Origin of the sequence: Micromonospora sp. NPDC023888 (genome assembly GCF_040639415.1) — a bacterium.
In the GTDB taxonomy this organism is placed as follows: Bacteria; Actinomycetota; Actinomycetes; order Mycobacteriales; family Micromonosporaceae; genus Micromonospora.
In genome coordinates this window covers 19,410-36,624 of the sequence record NZ_JBEZZW010000011.1, presented here as the reverse complement: position 1 = coordinate 36,624, position 17,215 = coordinate 19,410, and the positions used below count along the sequence as shown (strand labels likewise).

Below are 17,215 nucleotides of genomic sequence, written 5' to 3'. Positions count from 1 at the left end.
CACCGCACCGCACCGCACCGCACCGCACCGCACCGCACCGACCCGCCCTCACCCCGTCGATCATGAGGTTGTCTGCCACGACACGCCGTGGCAGATGGCGTTAACCTCATGATCGACGGGGTTTCTGCGGGCGGCCGGACGTGGCAGGGTGGCGGCCCCCCGTGCGGCCGCCACCTCTCCTGTCGCCGGTGTCTCGGCCTTGGACTTGTGATCGACTCGGTTTTCATGACGTCGCGGTGTCCGGGACGGTTTGTTGCACCGATTTTCAGGAATCCGAGTCGATCACGGCCGGAGCGCGTCGGTCAGCCGTTCAGGATCTCGTACGCCATCTTCGGCGCGCTCGTCGCGGCGGCGCCGGTCGGCACGCTGATCTTCGGCGTGGTGCCGTAGTCGGCGTAGTTGACGACGTAGTCGTACGCCTTCGCCTTGCCGGCCGCCGGGATCTTCAGCGTCAGCGAGGTCAGGTGCTTGTCCGCCCCGACGACCGCGGTGAACGGCACCGCCTTGCCAGCCTCGCCAAGCGCCGCCGCCTCACCGTCCTCCAGTGCCTCTGCCGCGTTACCGGCGCTGACGTCGATGACCCCGGCGTACCGCCCGGGGCTCTGCTCCCGCACCGAGGTGGCCGCCTGGATGAGCGGACCCGCGTTGCCCTGGTCCGCACCGTCGTAGGTGGGGATGCCGGCGCTGTCGGAAAGCTTGGTGCGGTCCAGCTTCATCCACTTGTCCGGGAACTTCGGCAGACCCGCCTGGCCCGTCAACTTCGCCTTCATCCACAGCTCGTCGCCGATGATCAGCATCGACATCTTGACGGTGATGCCGTCCGAGCCGGGCGCGATGGTGGTGTTCAGTTCGACGCCCTTCGCGTCCGGGTCGACCCGCCCGCTGAGCGTGCTTGACGAGTCCTTGCCAGCGAACCGGAACGTCCCCTCGGTGCCGTCCGGAACGGCGTCGAGGAGCACCTGCTTCGGGTCGGCCGTCGGGCTGGCGCTCGGGCTGCTCTGTGGTGCCGAGGCCGGTTCGCTCGTGGGCCCGCACGCCCCGAGCAGGGTGGTCGTGGCCAGCATGGCGGCGATCACGCCGGCCGTGCGTCGGGTGGTGCTCGCGCTGCCCGTTGCCTGTGTCATCACATTTCTCTTTCTCGCTTCGTGGCTTGTGCCGATGACCATGTTGTCGGCGGGCACGGCGGTTCGGCTGCCGATATGCTGCCGTCCGGCTGCCGGGCACTGCCGTCTGGCGCTGCCGCAGGTGTCAGGAGCGGGAATTCGCATGTCAGCAACGCTGCGTTTCGAGATCCTCGGGCCTCAGCGGGCCTGGTACGGCGACCGCGAGATCGACCTCGGTCCCGGCAAACAGCGCGCTGTGCTGACCGTGCTGCTGCTCTCCGCGGGCCGTCCGGTGTCCACCGGGCAGATCGTCGAGGCGGTCTGGCCGGACGATCCACCCGCGAACGGCCCCAACGTGGTGCAGAAGTACGTCGCCGGGCTGCGCCGGGTGCTGGAGCCGGACCGGTCGCCGCGTACGCCGGGGCAGGTGTTGAGCCTCACCGATGCCGGATATCTGCTCCGCGTCGATCCGGACGCGCTCGACGCGGTCCGTTTCCAGCGGGGAATCCATCGCGCCCGGCAGCGACGGGCCGAGGGCCGTACCGGTGAGGCGCTGACCGAGTTGGCCGCCGCCCTGGCGCTCTGGCAGGGAGAACCGTTCACCGGCTTCACCGGGCCGTTCCTGGAGGCGGCCCGGCAACGGTTGGTCGAGCTGCGGGCCGTGGCGTTGGAGACCCGGGCCGATCTGATGCTGGACCTCGGCCGGCACCGGGAGACGGTCGGGGAGCTGGTGGAGCTGGTGGCCGAGTTCCCGGTCCGGGAACGGCTGCGGCACCAGCTCATGGTGGCGCTCCATCGCAGTGGGCGGCAGGCCGAGGCGCTCGCGGCCTACCGGGAGTTCGGCGACCTGCTCCGGGAGGAGTACGGCATCGAGCCGGGCGAGGCGCTCCAGGAACTGCACAGGCGCATCCTCTGCTCCGACCCGACGCTCGCGGTGGCGAAGCCGTCGATAGAGCCGGAACCGGCGCACCCCACGCCGGCTCCCAGCCCCCGCGTACCGCCCGGCCCACCAGCGCCGCTCAGCGCACCAGCGCCGCCCGGCCCACAAGCGCCGACCGGACCGCCGCCACCGCCGACCGGCCCGCCACCGCCGACCGGCCCGCCACCGCCGCCTGCGCCGAGCGGCCCGCCCGGCGTGGCGGTCACCCCGCCGCCCGTCCCGTTTCCGGCCTGGGTGCCCCCGGACGGGCGTCCGTCCCGGGAGACCCGGGCGCACCCGATGCCGCGCTGGCTGAGTGTCAGCGCGACAGTCGTCGGCACGCTGACCGCCGTGTTCTCCTTCGGTCTGCTCACCTGGCTGGTGGTGCTGCTCTACGCCAGTTGGCGACGAAGCTGGCGCAACGGGCTCATCGCCGTGGGCTATCTGTCGCTGTCCGTCACGTTCATCGCGGTACTCGGTCGCGGCGACACGGAGGAGGTGAGCGACGCCGAAGGTGTGCTGATCGTGGCCTGGCTGCTCGGCTGGATGCTCGGCGTCCTGCACACGATCCTGCTCAACGGCGCGATCTGGTCGGCACTCACCAACCGGATCTCCGGGTCGTCCGGGCCGATGGTCGACGACCGACGGGTTCGCCGTGAACAGGCCCGCTACCTGCTGTATCACTACCCGGCAGCGCGGCAGGAGCTGCACATCGGCCGGCCCGACCTGCCGCGCACCTTCGACGACGGTGGCCTGGTCGACGTCAACGCGGTCCAGGAGCGGACGATCGCCGAGCTGCCCGGGATCACCGCCGGGCAGGCGCGGCAGGTGGCGATGGACCGGTGGCTGCGTGGCCCGTTCGGCTCGATGGAGGACCTGGCCGCCCGGTGCCTCCTCCCGCCGGTGCTCACGGATTCCCTGCGCGAGCTGCTCATCTTCCTCCCCCCGCCGGCCGTGCCTGCCGCACCCACTGCCGCACCCGGCCGGGTCGAGTGAGGGGACCCGCACAGGGCGCGACGGGGAGGAACGTCTCCCGTTGCTGGTAGAAATGCCGGATGGGCGAAGAGCGGGCGGCGGTACGGGAGCGGGCCGAGGCGGTGCTGCGTCGGCTGGCCGGCGACCACGCCCGGCTGCGCGAGGATCAGTGGCGGGCCATCGAAGCCCTGGTCGTCGACCGGCGGCGGGCGCTCTGTGTGCAGCGCACCGGTTGGGGCAAGTCGGCCGTCTACTTCGTGGCCACCGCCCTGCTGCGGGAGGGCGGCGAGCACGGCCCGACGGTCATCGTGTCTCCGCTGCTGGCGTTGATGCGCAACCAGGTCGAGGCGGCCGCCCGGGCCGGCATCCGGGCTCGCACGATCAACTCGGCGAACCTCGACGAGTGGGACGAGATCACCACCGAGATCCAGACCGGTGCGGTGGACGTGCTGCTGATCAGCCCGGAGCGGCTCAACAACCCGGACTTCCGCGACGGTGTGCTGCCGAAGCTGGCCGCGACCACCGGGCTGCTGGTGGTCGACGAGGCGCACTGCGTCTCCGACTGGGGGCACGACTTCCGGCCCGACTACCGGCGGTTGCGCACCTTCCTCGCCGAGCTGCCCGAGCGCACGCCGGTGCTGGCCACCACCGCCACCGCCAACACCCGGGTCACCCAGGACGTGGCGGAGCAGTTGGGTGACGCCCTCGTCCTGCGCGGCACCCTGGACCGCGAGTCGCTGCGCCTCGGCGTGCTCGACCTGCCCAGCCCGGCGCACCGGCTGGCCTGGCTCGCCGATCACCTCGACCAGCTCCCCGGCTCGGGCATCGTCTACACGCTCACCGTGGCGGCGGCGGGGGAGACGGCCGAGTTCCTGCGCTCCCGCGGCTACCCGGTCGCCTCGTACACGGGGCAGGTCGAGGACGCCGACCGGCGGGCCGCCGAGCAGGACCTGCTCGACAACAAGATCAAGGCGCTCGTCGCCACCAGCGCGCTCGGCATGGGCTTCGACAAGCCCGACCTGGGCTTCGTCGTCCACCTCGGCGCACCTCCCTCGCCCATCGCGTACTACCAGCAGGTCGGCCGCGCCGGCCGCGCCGTGGAGCACGCCGAGGTGCTGCTGCTGCCCGGCGTCGAGGACGCCGCGATCTGGCGCTACTTCGCCTCGCTGGCGTTCCCACCGGAGCAGCAGGTGCGCGCCGTGCTGGCCGCCCTGCACACCGACCGTCCGCTCAGCACCCAGGCCCTCGAACCCCTCGTCGACCTGCGCCGGGCCCGGTTGGAGCTGATGCTCAAGGTGCTCGACGTGGACGGCGCGGTCCGCCGGGTGCGCGGTGGTTGGCTCGCCACCGGCGAGCCCTGGGTCTACGACGAGGCCCGGTTGCGGCGCGTCGCCGAGGCACGCACCGTCGAGCAACAGGCCATGCGGGAGTACGCGACAACGCCCGACTGCCGGATGCGGTACCTACGGGAACGCCTCGACGACACCGGGGCGGCCGACTGTGGGCGGTGCGACAGGTGCGCCGACCCGATCTTCGCCGCGGACGTGTCGACGGCCGCGCTCGCCGCCGCGCAGACGTTCCTGGGCCGACCCGGCACGGAGATCGCCCCCAAGAAGCTCTGGCCGACCGGTCTGGACGCGGTGGGCGTACCCCTCAAGGGCCGGATCGCCCCCGCGGAGCAGGCGCTGGCGGGCCGGGCCGTGGGGCGCCTCTCCGACCTGGGCTGGGGTGGCCGGCTTCGTGATCTCGTCGGCCCGGAGGCGCCGGACGCGCCGCTGCCCGACGACGTCGCGAGCGCGGTGGTGGAGGTGTTGAAGGCGTGGGCGCACGGCGACGACCCGTGGCCGCGCCGGCCGGTGGGGGTGGTCGCGGTGGGTTCCCGGCGACGGCCCCGGCTGGTCGGCTCGTTGGCCGAGCGGATCGCCGCCGTGGGCCGGCTGCCGCTGCTCGGCGAGGTCACCCCGGCCGGTCCGGGCGGCCCGGCCGGACCACGCGGCAACAGCGCCCAACGGGTACGCGCGCTGCACGACACGTTCACCGTGCCGGCCGACCTGGCCGCCGCCGTGGCCGGCCTGGACGGCCCGGTGCTGCTCGTCGACGACCTGGTCGACTCGGGCTGGACGATGACCCTCGTGGCTCGGGCACTGCGCCGGGCGGGCGCACCCGACGTGCTCCCGCTCGCCCTCGCCGTGGCCGGTTGACCCGCTGGACCGGTTCGCGCACGTCCGGGGGCGGGAAAGTTCCCGGGCCGTGGCGAATGCGACAGTCGCCACGCCGTCCGGGCGTCCGGCTGGGGTGGTCCGCCACGGCGGTACGGTGGGCGGCATGACCGACCAGCACCCCGCCGCCGTGCCGGTGGTGTCTGACCAGGTCCCCGACGCGGTGGTGGCGCGGTCCGACGAGGTCCCGGACGCGGTGGTGGCGCGGTCCGACGAGGTCCCCGACGCGGCGGTGGCGCCCGGTCCGGTCTCCGCCGCGCCGGACTGCAGCACCCTCCGGCTGGCGCTGGTGGTCGGCGGGCTGGTGTTGGCGGTGCTGCTCGGCTTCGGCCTCGGCCGGGTCAACGCCACCGGGACCACCACCGGCAGCCCGTCCCTGGCGGCCGAGCACACCGACCCCCCGGGCGTCGGGCCGCACAACCACGGCGCCGCCACGAGCACCGATCAGGGCGCGACCACCGAGCCGGGCGGGCTGGCGGTCAGCTCCGCCGGGTTCACCCTGGCTCCCCTTGGCACCGAGTTCGCGGCCGGTCGCCCCGGTCAGCTCCGCTTCCAGGTGCGCGACGCGCAGCACCGGCCGGTGACCCGCTTCGCGGTCGTACACGACAAGCCGATGCACCTCATCGTCGTCCGCCGCGACCTGACCGGCTACCAGCACCTGCACCCGACGATGACGGCGGACGGCACCTGGTCGGTGCCGTTGACCCTCGCCCAGCCCGGCGTCTGGCGCGCGTACGCCGACTTCACGGTGGTCGCCGACAACGGCGCGCAGACCGCGGTGACCCTCGGCGCGGACCTGGTCGTGCCCGGCGACTACCAGCCTCGGTCGCTGCCCGCCGCGGCCACCTCGACGACTGTGGACGGGTTCACCGTCGGCTACCAGGGCACTCCGCAGGCCGGGGCGACCGTGCCGTTGACCTTCCGGGTCGACACGGCCGGCGGTGCCGCCCCGCTGGAGCGCTACCTCGGCGCGTACGGGCACCTGGTGGCGTTGCGCGAGGGCGACCTCGGTTACCTGCACGTGCACCCGGAGCCGGAGTTGGTGGACGGCCAGGTCAGGTTCTGGTTGACCACCCCCGGCCCGGGCCGTTACCGCCTCTACCTCGACTTCCAGGTGGGAGCCGACGTCCACACCGCCGAATTCACAGTCACCGTCGGCTAGGACGAGGCCCCGTGGGCTAGCCGGCGCGGCGGATGGGGCGGCGGGCCAGGTAGCGGAGCAGGTCGCGGATGTGGTGCTTCTCCTCGGCGGGGACCGTCGGGTCGGCCAGCCGGTCGAGGATGGCCCGGACGTCAGCCTCGACGGGACCGTCGTCGTGGCGTCGGCGAGGTGTGGGGCCGGCGTCGGGGAGGCCGAGCGCGCGGAACGCGGCGGCGACCGGCAGATCAAGTGCGGCGCAGAAGCCGCGCACCTTGGCCAGTTCGGGATAGTCCTGCCAGTCACCGGCCAGCCAGCGGAACACGGTGGAGCGGCCCACACCTGTGTGCGCGGCAAGATCGGTCACGGTCCAGCCACGTTCGTCGCGAGCGTCGTCGATGGCGCGCCGGACGAAGCGGGCGAAGGCCATCTGCGGTGTTGCGTCGGCTGATCCCATCCCTGCGTGTCTTTCCCCCTGCCGGTGCATCGGGACAATGCGCCTTCCGAGGGTAGTACGCCGAGGGCCCTAAACAATTGACTGAGCGCACAAACTGTCCCGTGGGCGAGACTTTCCTCTGGAAGCGTGTGTGCAGAACGAAAATTGCACCGAGCGATCATCATCGTTCTTCTACTAGGCTCGGTGCCCGTCCCGGCATGGCGTCTGAACGCCGGCCGTGTCCGACCGGACCACCGCCGAGGAGCACCATGGCCGATTCGAGCCGCCCCCAGCCGTACCAGCCCGGTGCGGTAAGCCTCTTCTTCGTCGCCAAGGCTGGCGTCTTCGCCGCCGGGTTCTGGATCTGGTTGCTGGTCCTGGTGCTCCGCACCGACTCCGCGACCGGCCAACACGTGCTGGCGGCCACCGGCGCGATCACCACCACGCTCGTCGGCGTGGTGCTGGGCGCCCGGATGGCGTTGCAGCACAACGCCGCCGTCCGGCACGCCGAGATGAAGAAGCTGCTCGTCGACATCTCCTGGAACGCCTTCGCGGCCGCCGGCAACGCCGAGAGCGCGGGCAAGGTGGTGCCGTTCCCCACCGCCCCGGCCGACGGCGGATGGGCCGGCCAGCGCAGTGGTGCCGAGCGGGTGACGGTCCTCGACCGTGGTGCCGGCGAACGCAACAGTGGCCGGGATCGCGGCGGCAACGGTGAACGGCGTCGTTAGTCGTCGCCCCGGTGCCGACTAGTTCGCCGGCTGCCGGTCGGTCGGCTTGCCGTCGGCGGCCAGCAGGGTCTCCAGCCGGGGCGTGACCTGCCACTGGTCCACCAGCTCGCGGTACTCCTCGCGCTGCGCCCCGGTCGCCTCCGCGCCGGTGCGGCGGGCGCGGATCAGCAGGTTGCGGGGGGTGTGCTGGGAGTCCACGAACTCCACCACCTCGGCCCGGTAGCCGTGCACCCGCAGCAACCCGGCCCGCAGCGCGTCGGTGAGCACGTCGGCGAAGCGCTCGCGCAGGATGCCCTGCCGGGTCAGCAGCTCGTACGGGGCCGGGGCGGGATGGGCGCGGAGCTGCCTGGCCAGGTCGTGGTGGCAGCATGGCGCGGCCAGCACCCAGCGGGCCTCCCAGCGCACCGCACGGGCCAGCGCCTCGTCGGTGGCGGTGTCGCAGGCGTGCAGCGCCAGCACCAGGTCGGGGGCGGGGTCGACGGCGGCGTCGGCGATCGTTCCGGCCACGAAGCTGATCCGGTCGGCCCAGCCCAGCCGCTGCGCCAGCTCGGTGTTGCGCCGCCGCTGGTCCTCCCGGACGTCCACGCCGACCAACTGGACGTCGAGCCCACGGCTCGTCAGGTAGCGGTACGCGGCGAACGTCAGGTAGGCGTTGCCGCAGCCCAGGTCGACCACGCGGAGCGGGCCGGTCAGCTCGTCGGGCAGGGTCGCGGCCAGCGCGCGCAGGAACGCGTCCACCTGGCGGCGTTTCGCCGCCGAGCCGCCGATCTCGGCAAAGATCGGGTCACCGGGGTCGAGCAGATACTCCTTCGCCCGGTCATTCCCGGCGGGTGTCGCCGCCGGACGGGCGGTCACGGCCCGGTGCACCTGCGCCTCACCGGACTTGGTCACCCGTAGTTGCAGCGTCGCGGCGGTCGTCTCGACGTGCCAGTTGCCGAACGGTTCGGCCAGCAGTTCGTCGACAGCCGCAGCGGCTTCGGGACCGGAGGCGATGTTGCGGGTGTACGGGCGGGCGCCGTCGGACGTGGTGATCTGCATTCGGGGGCCGGCCTTGAGCGTCACCGGTCGCAGTTCGGCCCGCTCGACCGTGGGGCGGCGTCCGCGGCGGCGTCCGGCGGCAACCGCCCGGGTCAGCGCGGGGTCGAGCAGCAACGCTCGGACCTCGGTCAGGGCGGCTTCCAGTGATTCCGGCATCGTTCCATCTTCGGCAGGTGGGGTGGGAGAAGGGAACATCCCCCGTACCGCGCGAGGCGGTGCGGGGGATGTCAGGTGACGCTTGTGGTCAGTCGGCTGTCGCTTCGGCAGGCGTACCCGCATCGGAACCGCCACCACGGCGGCGGCGACGGCGGCGCGGCTTCGACGGTTCGCCGTCGGACGCGGCGGCCGGCTCGGTGGGGCCGGCGTCAGCGGAGATCACCGCGGTCGGCTCGCCCACGACCGCCTCACCGGCCCGGCGGCGACGCCGGCGGCGGGGGGTACGGGTGCCTTCCTCGGCCGCGTCGGCGGCGGGCGCCTCGGCGACGGCCGGCGTGCCGGAGTCGGACCGGTCCCGGCGACCGTCACCCCGCCCACGGCGCTCGCCTCGACCCTCGCTGCGGCTCTCCCCGCGTCGGCCGCCCCGGCCGCCGCTGTCGCCCCGACGGGAGCGGGTCGTGCCACCCAGATCCTCTTCGATCTCGGCGGACAGCCCGGCCCGGGTGCGCTCGGCGGTGGGCAGCGTGCCGCTGACCTCGGTGGAGATGTGCAGGTCGGTGTAGAGGTGCGGCGACGTGTGGTACGTCTCCGGCGGCTCCGGCATCTCCAGACCCAGGGTCTTGTCGATGATCCGCCAGCGCGGCATGTCGTCCCAGTCGACGAAGGTCACCGCGACGCCCGTCGCGCCGGCCCGGCCGGTACGACCGATCCGGTGGGTGTAGGTGTCCTGGTCTTCCGGACAGTCGTAGTTGATGACGTGGGTGACGCCCGTGACGTCCAGCCCTCGGGCCGCCACGTCGGTGGCGACCAGAATGTCGATCTTGCCGGCCCGGAAGGCCCGCAGCGCCCGCTCGCGGGCACCCTGGCCGAGGTCACCGTGCACCGCGGCGACCGCGAACCCGCGGAAGTCGAGGTCCTCGGCGACGCGGTCGGCGGCCCGCTTGGTACGCGTGAAGATCATGGTCAGCCCGCGCCCCTCCGCCTGGAGGATGCGCGCCACCACCTCGACCTTGTTCATCGAGTGGGTGCGGTAGACCAACTGCTGGGTCTGCGGCGACGGACCGGTCTCGGCGGTGTGCCCGGCGTGGATCGTCATCGGCTGGCGCAGGAAACGCCGCGACAGGGTGACGATCGGGTCCGGCATGGTGGCCGAGAAGAGCATCGTCTGGCGGTCTTCCGGGAGCATCGCCAGGATCTTCTCGACGTCGTCGAGGAAGCCCAGGTCGAGCATCCGGTCGGCCTCGTCGAGGACGAGCGCGTGCACCCGGTCCAGTCGGAGGTGCTTCTGCTTCTGCAGGTCCATCAGGCGGCCGGGGGTGCCGACCAGGATCTCCACGCCCTTGCGGAGCGCGTCGATCTGCGGCTCGTACGCCACGCCGCCGTAGATCGGCAGCACCCGGACGCCACGCGTCCGGCCGGCGGCGGCCAGGTCCTTGGCGACCTGGATGCCCAGCTCGCGGGTGGGGACCACGACAAGCGCCTGGGGGACGCCGTCGCTGCCCTCGCCGGGCGCGAAGACCCGGTCCAGCAGCGGAACGCCGAAGCCGAGGGTCTTGCCGGTGCCGGTGGGCGCCTGACCGATCAGGTCGACGCCGCGCAGCGCGATCGGGATCGCGTACTCCTGGATGGCGAACGCGCGGGTGATGCCCGCCGCGGCCAGGGCCTCGACGGTTTCGGCGCGGGCGCCGAGTGCGGCGAACGTGGGGGCCTCCGGTCGAACCGGGGCGGTGGGGGCCAGTTCCTGGCCGTCCATCAAATCTTGAGTCATCTCGCTCATGTGGATGTGGGGGTGCCCTCTCGTGGGTGCGCCCGTCATGTCCTCAGGGCGCGATCGGTATGACGCGGGCCACACGGTCGGCGGCAGACTGCCGAGCCGGACCGGGCCGCACGCGCGCCGCGGGCTGAGCTTCGATCAGATCGGCGCCCACGGCAACTGCTCCATGCTACCTGAACAGGCATGGCCTCGTCCCGATTCCCGGTCGGCCAGGCGACACGCGGGGGCGACGAATGTGACCTGCGTCACACCTGCGGTGGTGGGGGCGTACCCCGCGTGAGTCAGCGACGGGCCGGCCAGGGGCCGCGCCGGGCTGGGGTCGGGACGAGGTGCGACGTCATCCGAGAGATGCGCGCAAGGGCCCGAACCGCGCGGGCCGCGCCAGGCGATGTGCCGGCTGTCCGCAGGCGCAGCGCCGCGCGGGCGCCGGCCGGAACCCTCAGGCACCCGGTGCCGGCCCGCGGCAGGTGGCCCAACGCCTACCTGCCGCGATGGCCGGACCGCTCAGCGGACGGTGAAGCCGACCGCCCGGGGCGACGCCTCGGCGATCTCGACGTAGGCGACCTTCTCGACCGGAACGATGACCCGCCGGCCCTTCTCGTCGGTCAGGGAGAGCGTGCCGCCGTTACCGGCGAAGGCGTCGGTCACGATCTGCTCGATCTCGGCCGGCGACTGCGCGCTGTCCACTACAAGCTCGCGCGGCGCGTACTGCACGCCGATCTTGACCTCCACTGTGCCTCCTCAACTGGGGCGAAAGAACCGCCCTGGGAAGGCTATCCGATCACGGGGTCAGCGGTCAGGCTGACTCACCTTGCAGCGGGAAGCTCGCGATGCCCCGCCAGGACAGCGCGGCCACCAGTGCCTCGGCCTCGGCCTTCGGCACCTGACGGCCACCGGCAAGCCAGAACTGCGCGGCCGTCTCCGCCGCCCCGACCAGCCCCGAGGCGAGCAACTCGGCATGGGCCCGGCTCACCCCGGTGTCCGAGATGATGGTGTCGGTGATCGCCGCGATGCAGCCCTGCTCGACCCGCTCCACCCGTTGCCGCACCGCCGGGTCGTTACGCAGATCCGACTCGAAGACGAGCCGGAACGCCTCGCTCTCGTGGTCGACGAAGTCGAAGTACGCCCGCACCGACGCGCCGACGCGCTCCTTGTTGTCGCTGGTGCCGCGCATCGCATCCTGCACCTGAGCGACGATGGCGTCACAGTGCGTGTCCAACAACGCCAGGTAGAGATCCATCTTTCCGGGAAAGTGTTGGTAGAGCACCGGCTTGGAGACCCCCGCCCGCTCGGCGATGTCGTCCATCGCGGCGGCGTGGTAGCCCTGCGCCACGAACACCTCCTGCGCCGCAGCGAGAAGCTGCTTACGGCGCGCGGAGCGGGGCAGACGGGTGGGCCGGCCAGCGGTCTGTGCGCCGTTCCCCGCAGCGGTCATGGGATCCTCCGAGTTCTCCGTACGAGCCGGCATTTTCCCCCCAGACCGGGCGAAGCCCGTGACCCCCGTCGTGGAAATGGCCCGCCGCTGTAACTTATCGCCACTCTCGGCACACGGTAGCCTCAGCGGGGGCGACCAAGGAGCGCGCGGTGAGTGAAACAGGGCAACCCGGAGCCGCCACCCCGGGAGAACACGGTGACGGAGCGGGTCAGCACGACGACCCGGGCCGTTCCGTCAGCGGGTGGGCGCCCCCGGCGGGTGGGTGGCCCCGAGCCGCCGATCGCGAGGATGCCCGGGACGAGGCGCCGCGCTGGCAACCCGACCCCGCGGCTGGCTGGCGCACCTCGTCAAGCCGACACGGCGACCTGCCGGCGCCCCTGGCCGGGCTGCCGGGTGACCTCGATCCGCCGACCCGTGCCAACGGCCACCACACAAATGGCGTGCACCACCCGGACGACGCCAACGGCGTCCGCCATCCCGGTCTCGAACCACCAGTGGGCCGCCCCACGCCGGTGAGCGCACCGCCGGGGCTGCCCGCCGAGGGTCGCCCCGAGGCGACAGGCGACCGACTGGTGGTGCCCGCCCAACGCCCGGTCCCTCCGCTGGAGCAGGGCGCGGGCGAGCCCGACAAGGGCCCCGCCACCCGCTCCACCGTCGATCCGGCCGCCGCGCACCGCGCTCGCTGGGCCGAGCCCGGCCTGCCCACCTCCGCGCCGCCGGCCGTCCAGGTGCCACCCGTCGGCACCGCCGCGTCGGGTTTCGAGGTCCCGCCCGGCTTCCGTGCGCCCACCAGCGAGCGGCTGGCCGCCGACGAACCGGCCGCGCCACGTGACTGGCGGGACCCGCTCGCGCCCGAGCAGCCCGCAGCACCGGGCCGCCCACCGGGGCCGACCGGACCGGCCGACGCGGCCGAGCCGGGTCGCGCCGCGGACGCCCCCCGACCAGGCGAGGCGCACCGTGCCGGTGAGTCGCCGGCCATCGAACCGGACTGGTCGGGGCCGAACTGGAACCGCCCCAGCTCCGGCGGCGGGTGGGCTCCACCCTGGTCCCGTCCGGACGACGAGCCGGCTGCTCCCCAGGCCCGGGACGAGCCCGCGCCCGGTTGGGTCGCCGAGCCCCACCAGCCGTACGAGCCGGTGCGCGCCGAGTCGCCCCGCCCGTACGAGCCGGTGCGTGCCGATCCGCCCCGCGGGTACGACGCCACCCGCGGTGAGTCCGGGTCCGAAGCCGCGCCGGTGCGCCCCACCGAGCAGGTCAGCGCGCCGCCGTCCGATCGCCCGTCCTGGGCCGGCGGTCCCACGCCGACAAGCGGCCCACCGGCCGATCGCCCCTCGTGGGCCGGGTCCGGCGCACCCCGGACCGACCGCCCGTCCTGGGCTGGCGGGTCCGACCCCGGGCCCACCAGCCCGGCGCCGGCGCGGCCGTCCTGGGCCGCAGAGGCCGATCCGACGCCGACAAGTGCACCGCCGGTACGACCGTCCTGGGCTGGAGGGTCCGAGACGGCGACAAGCGTCCCGCCGGTACGGCCGTCCTGGGCCGGCGGGTCCGAGGCGGCGACCCCGGCGCGGCCGTCCTGGGCGGGCGGGTCCGCTCCCGAGCCCACCAGCCCCACGCCGGCGCGGCCGTCCTGGGCCGGCGCCTCCGACCCGACACCGACAAGCGCCCCGCCGACGCGGCCCTCCTGGGTCTCCGGAGCCGCGCCGACCGACGCGCCACCTCCGGCACCAGCCGGGTCACCTCCCGCACTTGCCGACGCGCCCCCGGCCCCGGCAGGCCCGCCCCTGGTGGCGGAGCGACCCTCGTGGGCCGGCGGTTCGCCGTCGGCGAGCAGCTCCCCGGCCGAGCGGCCGGACTGGTCCGAGGGCCGGATCCCCGCCGCCCCCGCCGAGCGCCCGTCCTGGCCGGCCAGCCAGTCGACAGGCGCGGCCGGCGGCGGCGATGCGGGCGAGGCGTCCGGCCTGCCCCGGCCCGAGATCAGGCCGACCGCACCATTCCGGCTCCGGCCGGCGACACCCGAACCGCCCGGGCCCGTCGAGTCACCCCGGACGACAGCCCCGTCGGCCGCCGACACCACGTCGTCCTCCACCGGAGCGGTTCCGCCCCCCGCCACGAGCGGGCCCGGCCGCCGTGACCGGTCCGCAGCCGCTTCCACCTCGCAATACGCGGCTCGCCGATCCGCCCCCGACCCGACGTCGTCGACCGAGCCGGCCGACGACGGCCGGCAACCAGACCCGAGGGCGGCGGTGCTGCCGCAGCGCGTCCCCGCGGAACCGGACGTGCCCGTCGTGCCGGAGCCGCCAGCCGTGGAGCCACCCGCCGAAACCCCGGAGCTCGCCCGCATCGCCACCCACCTTCGCCGTGACGACGAACCAGCCCCACTGCGGGAGCGCCCCGAGGGGTTCGACGTCAACGCCATCCTGGACGCCGTTCGGGAGGTCGCCGGTGTCCGCGACGCGGCACTGCGCCGTACCCCGGCGGGGGCGCACAGCCTGCGCCTGGACCTGGCCGACGGCGCCGACCCGGCCGAGGTGAGCCGACAGGTGGCCCGGCTGCTGCAGGAACGGATGGGGCTGGCCGCCGCCCCGCAGAACGTGCCCGGCCTGCCCAGCACGCCACCTCCGCCGGTTCGCCGACGCCTGGCCGAACCCCGAGCTGCCGAGCGGCGTACTGCGGAGCCGCCCGGCACGGCCCCGCGCGACGGCGGTCCGGATTCCCGTACCGCTGAGGTCCGGGCAGCCGAGCCGACCGCGCTGGGACGTCCGTCGGGCGCGCCGGTGGAGGCCACACCTGCGGGTTCGGAGCAGTGGACCGGCACGGACACCTCGCGCCGTCGTCGGCCGAACGCGCCGCACCGGGGTCGCGCCACTGTCGAGGAGCCGGGATCGGTCTCGGCCGCGCCGGCCGGTGCCGCGACCGGCAGCCCGGCCACGCTCGGCACGTCGTACTCGGGTGGTCAGGTGACCACCACGGAGTCGGCGCCGTCCCGACCGCTGGACACCGGGGGAGTGCCGGGGCCGCGCGTGGTGATCGACCACGTGCAGGTGAGCACGTTCGGCCTGGACGCGAACGTGGAGGTCCGGCTGCTGGCCGAGGGTGACAGCGCCTCCGGGTACGCCACCGGGCCGGCGGTGGACGGCTACGTGCTGCGGCTCTGCGCGGTGGCGGCGGCCGCCGCGGTGGACGAGTTGCTGCGGGGCACCGACAACGCCGAGCGGGGGCGCTGTTTCGTCGAGCACGCGGCGGTGGTGCCGTTCGGTAACTGCGAGGTGGCGACCGTGGTGGTGCTGCTCGTCTGCGCGGGCTGGGTCGAGCAGCTCGCCGGCTCGGCCCTGGTCGCCGGTGATCCGCGGCAGGCGGTGGTCCGGGCGACGCTGGCGGCGGTGAACCGTCGGCTGGAGGCGCTGCTGTCCTGAGTGGAACGGGGCAGACTGGAACAATGAAGCGCGCCACTCTCTGGCCCGACCACCTGCTCCCCGATCACCGGGTTCCGCCGCCCTGGCCGGGCCGGGAGGTCCGCCTCGACGGCCGGGTCACGTACGTGCGGGACACCCCGGCCACCGCCGCCGGTGCGGAACCGGCGCTGTACGTGCACGGGTTGGGCGGGTCGTCACAGAACTGGACCGACCTGGCCGGGCTGCTCGCCGACCGGCTGGACGGTCAGGCCATCGACCTGCCGGGCTTCGGTCGCAGTGAGCCGGGTCCCCGCTACACCATCCCGGCCTTCGCGGAGCTGGTCGTCCGCTGGATCGAGCACTCCGGTCGGGGTCCGGTGCACCTGTTCGGCAACTCGCTGGGCGGCGCGGTCGCGGTGCAGGTCGCCGGGCTCCGACCGGACCTGGTCCGTACCCTCACCCTGATCTCCCCGGCCCTGCCGTTTCTCGACTTCCGCCGCTCGTTGCAGGGGCGGATGCTGCCGGTGCTCGCCATCCCGCGCGGTGAGCGGCTGGTCGCCCGGCACCTCACCCAGCTCGCTCCCGAGGTGATGGCCCAGCAGGTGCTGGAGGCGTGCGTCGCCGACCTGAGCCGGATCTGCGACCAGCGTCGGGCCGAGGCGCTCGAGGAGATCCGGGTGCGGTACGAGGCGGAGCACTACGCCGCCGCGTACGTCCGGACGTTCCGTGGGCTGGTCTCCAGCTTCCTGCGGGCGTACCTGCCGGGGTCGGGTTCGCTGTGGCGGCTCGCCGGGGCGGTACGCGCACCGACGCTGGTGGTGGGTGGCCGTCAGGATCGCCTGGTCGACGTGCGGGTCGCTCCGCAGACCGCCCGGGCGATCCGGGACAGCCGATTGATGATGCTCGACGGCGTCGGTCATGTGGCGCAGTTGGAGGTGCCCCGCCTGGTTGCCCGGGCGGTGGTCGGCTTGCTCGCCGAAACGGAGGAGCCCGCACGGCGGTCTGATCTGGCAGGCTGACCTGGATGCCCAGCTCAGCCCACCTCCCTGGTCGCCGTCGGCGACGCCTGGCGCTGTTCGCCCAACTGGTGGCGGTGGTGTTGGCGGTCGGCGCGGCGGTGACCGTGATCGCCGAAGGGCCGGGTGGGCATCCCGGCGCCGAGCGGTTGGCCGCCGACGAGGTCGTCACGGTGCCGCCGCTGGTGGCCGCGCCGCTGCCGCCGTCTGTCGACCCGTCGCCCTCCGCCGCTGTCGCGTCCAGCCCGTCCCCGGTGCTGCGGGCGCCCGGCGCGGTTCCGAGCGCCGGCACCGGGCGGTTCGGCTACGACGCCCGTTCCGGCCCGGTGCTGGGTCGTGCTGGTGAGTTGCGGCGGTACCGGGTCGCGGTGGAGTCGGGTAGCAACGAGGCCGCCGCGGACTTCGCGCAGGCGGTCGAGGTGGCGCTTGCCGGGCCGGGTAGCTGGGTCGACAGCGGCAGGCTACGGCTGCGGCAGGTGCCGGGGGACGCTCCTCGCGATTTCACCGTCTACCTGGCTACCGCCCGTACGGCGGGTCGGATGTGTGCCGACGGTGGGGTGGACATCCGGATCGGGGGTCGGCCGTACACCTCCTGCCGCTCGCCCGGCAAGGTGATCATCAATCTGGACCGGTGGCGGCTGTCCGTGCCGCACTTCGTCTCGGCTCGCGTGCCGCTTGACGTCTACCGGACGTACGTGGTCAACCACGAGGTGGGTCACCAGCTCGGGCACCGGCACGAGCGCTGCCCGGGTGCGGGCCGACCAGCGCCGGTGATGATGCAGCAGACGCTCTTCCTCAACGGGTGCCGGGTCAACCCGTGGCCGTACCTGGAGGGGCGCCGCTACGCCGGCCCGGCCCTCTGAGCGGCAGACGCCCCGCCCACCAT

The 17,215-nt window shown here is 73.7% G+C and carries 13 protein-coding genes; 7 read left to right on the top strand and 6 right to left on the bottom strand.

Annotated features, from left to right (window positions below):
* Positions 1-302: 302 nt before the first annotated feature.
* Complete coding sequence (locus AB0F61_RS12420) at positions 303-1,124, bottom strand: hypothetical protein (protein ID WP_357807714.1); 822 nt, start codon at positions 1,122-1,124, stop codon at positions 303-305.
* 142 nt (positions 1,125-1,266) lie between these two features.
* On the opposite strand from AB0F61_RS12420, the gene AB0F61_RS12415 reads away from it, so the two are divergent.
* The 3 genes from AB0F61_RS12415 (at position 1,267) to AB0F61_RS12405 (ending at position 6,378) form a co-directional block, all read left to right on the top strand.
* Positions 1,267-3,018 (top strand): AfsR/SARP family transcriptional regulator, encoded by a 1,752-nt coding sequence (locus tag AB0F61_RS12415; RefSeq protein WP_357807711.1) that lies wholly within the window; start codon positions 1,267-1,269, stop codon positions 3,016-3,018.
* A gap of 59 nt (positions 3,019-3,077) precedes the next feature.
* A complete protein-coding gene (locus tag AB0F61_RS12410) occupies positions 3,078-5,198 on the top strand; it encodes a RecQ family ATP-dependent DNA helicase (protein WP_357807709.1) in 2,121 nt (706 codons plus the stop codon).
* A gap of 124 nt (positions 5,199-5,322) precedes the next feature.
* On the top strand, positions 5,323-6,378 hold the full coding sequence (locus AB0F61_RS12405) for a hypothetical protein (protein ID WP_357807706.1): 1,056 nt from the start codon (positions 5,323-5,325) through the stop codon (positions 6,376-6,378).
* Positions 6,379-6,394: 16 nt separating this feature from the next.
* Here the strand turns inward: AB0F61_RS12405 and AB0F61_RS12400 are convergent, their stop codons facing one another.
* The gene (locus AB0F61_RS12400; RefSeq protein WP_357807702.1) at positions 6,395-6,811 is read right to left on the bottom strand and encodes a helix-turn-helix domain-containing protein; all 417 of its coding nucleotides are present in this window, start codon (positions 6,809-6,811) and stop codon (positions 6,395-6,397) included.
* A gap of 248 nt (positions 6,812-7,059) precedes the next feature.
* On the opposite strand from AB0F61_RS12400, the gene AB0F61_RS12395 reads away from it, so the two are divergent.
* Positions 7,060-7,518, top strand: a complete 459-nt coding sequence (locus tag AB0F61_RS12395; RefSeq protein WP_357807700.1) for a hypothetical protein — start codon at positions 7,060-7,062, stop codon at positions 7,516-7,518.
* Between the two features lie 18 nt (positions 7,519-7,536).
* On the opposite strand, the gene AB0F61_RS12390 is transcribed toward AB0F61_RS12395, so the two are convergent.
* The 4 genes from AB0F61_RS12390 to AB0F61_RS12375 all read right to left on the bottom strand — a co-directional run bounded on the left by AB0F61_RS12390 (position 7,537) and on the right by AB0F61_RS12375 (position 11,921).
* Complete coding sequence (locus AB0F61_RS12390) at positions 7,537-8,712, bottom strand: SAM-dependent methyltransferase (RefSeq protein WP_357807697.1); 1,176 nt, start codon at positions 8,710-8,712, stop codon at positions 7,537-7,539.
* Between the two features lie 88 nt (positions 8,713-8,800).
* Positions 8,801-10,489: a DEAD/DEAH box helicase gene (locus AB0F61_RS12385; RefSeq protein ID WP_357807694.1), complete on the bottom strand. Its 1,689-nt coding sequence runs from the start codon at positions 10,487-10,489 to the stop codon at positions 8,801-8,803.
* Between the two features lie 501 nt (positions 10,490-10,990).
* Positions 10,991-11,218, bottom strand: coding sequence for a DUF3107 domain-containing protein (locus AB0F61_RS12380; protein ID WP_179781071.1), 228 nt, complete (start codon positions 11,216-11,218; stop codon positions 10,991-10,993).
* Between the two features lie 64 nt (positions 11,219-11,282).
* Positions 11,283-11,921, bottom strand: coding sequence for a TetR/AcrR family transcriptional regulator (locus AB0F61_RS12375; protein ID WP_110563158.1), 639 nt, complete (start codon positions 11,919-11,921; stop codon positions 11,283-11,285).
* A gap of 1,235 nt (positions 11,922-13,156) precedes the next feature.
* Between AB0F61_RS12375 and AB0F61_RS12370 the strand changes: the two genes are divergently transcribed.
* From AB0F61_RS12370 to AB0F61_RS12360, 3 genes are read left to right on the top strand one after another with little or no spacing between them, the layout of a single operon-like run.
* Entirely contained in the window at positions 13,157-15,334 is a 2,178-nt protein-coding gene (locus AB0F61_RS12370) for a hypothetical protein (protein ID WP_357808108.1), read from the top strand.
* 23 nt (positions 15,335-15,357) lie between these two features.
* Entirely contained in the window at positions 15,358-16,332 is a 975-nt protein-coding gene (locus tag AB0F61_RS12365; RefSeq protein WP_357807691.1) for an alpha/beta hydrolase, read from the top strand.
* Between the two features lie 5 nt (positions 16,333-16,337).
* Entirely contained in the window at positions 16,338-17,192 is an 855-nt protein-coding gene (locus tag AB0F61_RS12360; RefSeq protein ID WP_357807689.1) for a DUF3152 domain-containing protein, read from the top strand.
* Positions 17,193-17,215: the final 23 nt, after the last annotated feature.

Bases quoted from the DNA above. Each gene is read 5' to 3' on its own strand.
- AB0F61_RS12385 (WP_357807694.1), bottom strand. From the start codon at position 10,489: ATGAGCGAGATGACTCAAGATTTGATGGACGGCCAGGAACTGGCCCCC.
- AB0F61_RS12400 (WP_357807702.1), bottom strand. From the start codon at position 6,811: ATGGGATCAGCCGACGCAACACCGCAGATGGCCTTCGCCCGCTTCGTC.
- AB0F61_RS12420 (WP_357807714.1), bottom strand. From the start codon at position 1,124: ATGACACAGGCAACGGGCAGCGCGAGCACCACCCGACGCACGGCCGGC.
- AB0F61_RS12395 (WP_357807700.1), top strand. From the start codon at position 7,060: ATGGCCGATTCGAGCCGCCCCCAGCCGTACCAGCCCGGTGCGGTAAGC.
- AB0F61_RS12365 (WP_357807691.1), top strand. From the start codon at position 15,358: ATGAAGCGCGCCACTCTCTGGCCCGACCACCTGCTCCCCGATCACCGG.
- AB0F61_RS12415 (WP_357807711.1), top strand. From the start codon at position 1,267: ATGTCAGCAACGCTGCGTTTCGAGATCCTCGGGCCTCAGCGGGCCTGG.
- AB0F61_RS12410 (WP_357807709.1), top strand. From the start codon at position 3,078: ATGGGCGAAGAGCGGGCGGCGGTACGGGAGCGGGCCGAGGCGGTGCTG.
- AB0F61_RS12375 (WP_110563158.1), bottom strand. From the start codon at position 11,921: ATGACCGCTGCGGGGAACGGCGCACAGACCGCTGGCCGGCCCACCCGT.
- AB0F61_RS12390 (WP_357807697.1), bottom strand. From the start codon at position 8,712: ATGCCGGAATCACTGGAAGCCGCCCTGACCGAGGTCCGAGCGTTGCTG.
- AB0F61_RS12405 (WP_357807706.1), top strand. From the start codon at position 5,323: ATGACCGACCAGCACCCCGCCGCCGTGCCGGTGGTGTCTGACCAGGTC.
- AB0F61_RS12360 (WP_357807689.1), top strand. From the start codon at position 16,338: ATGCCCAGCTCAGCCCACCTCCCTGGTCGCCGTCGGCGACGCCTGGCG.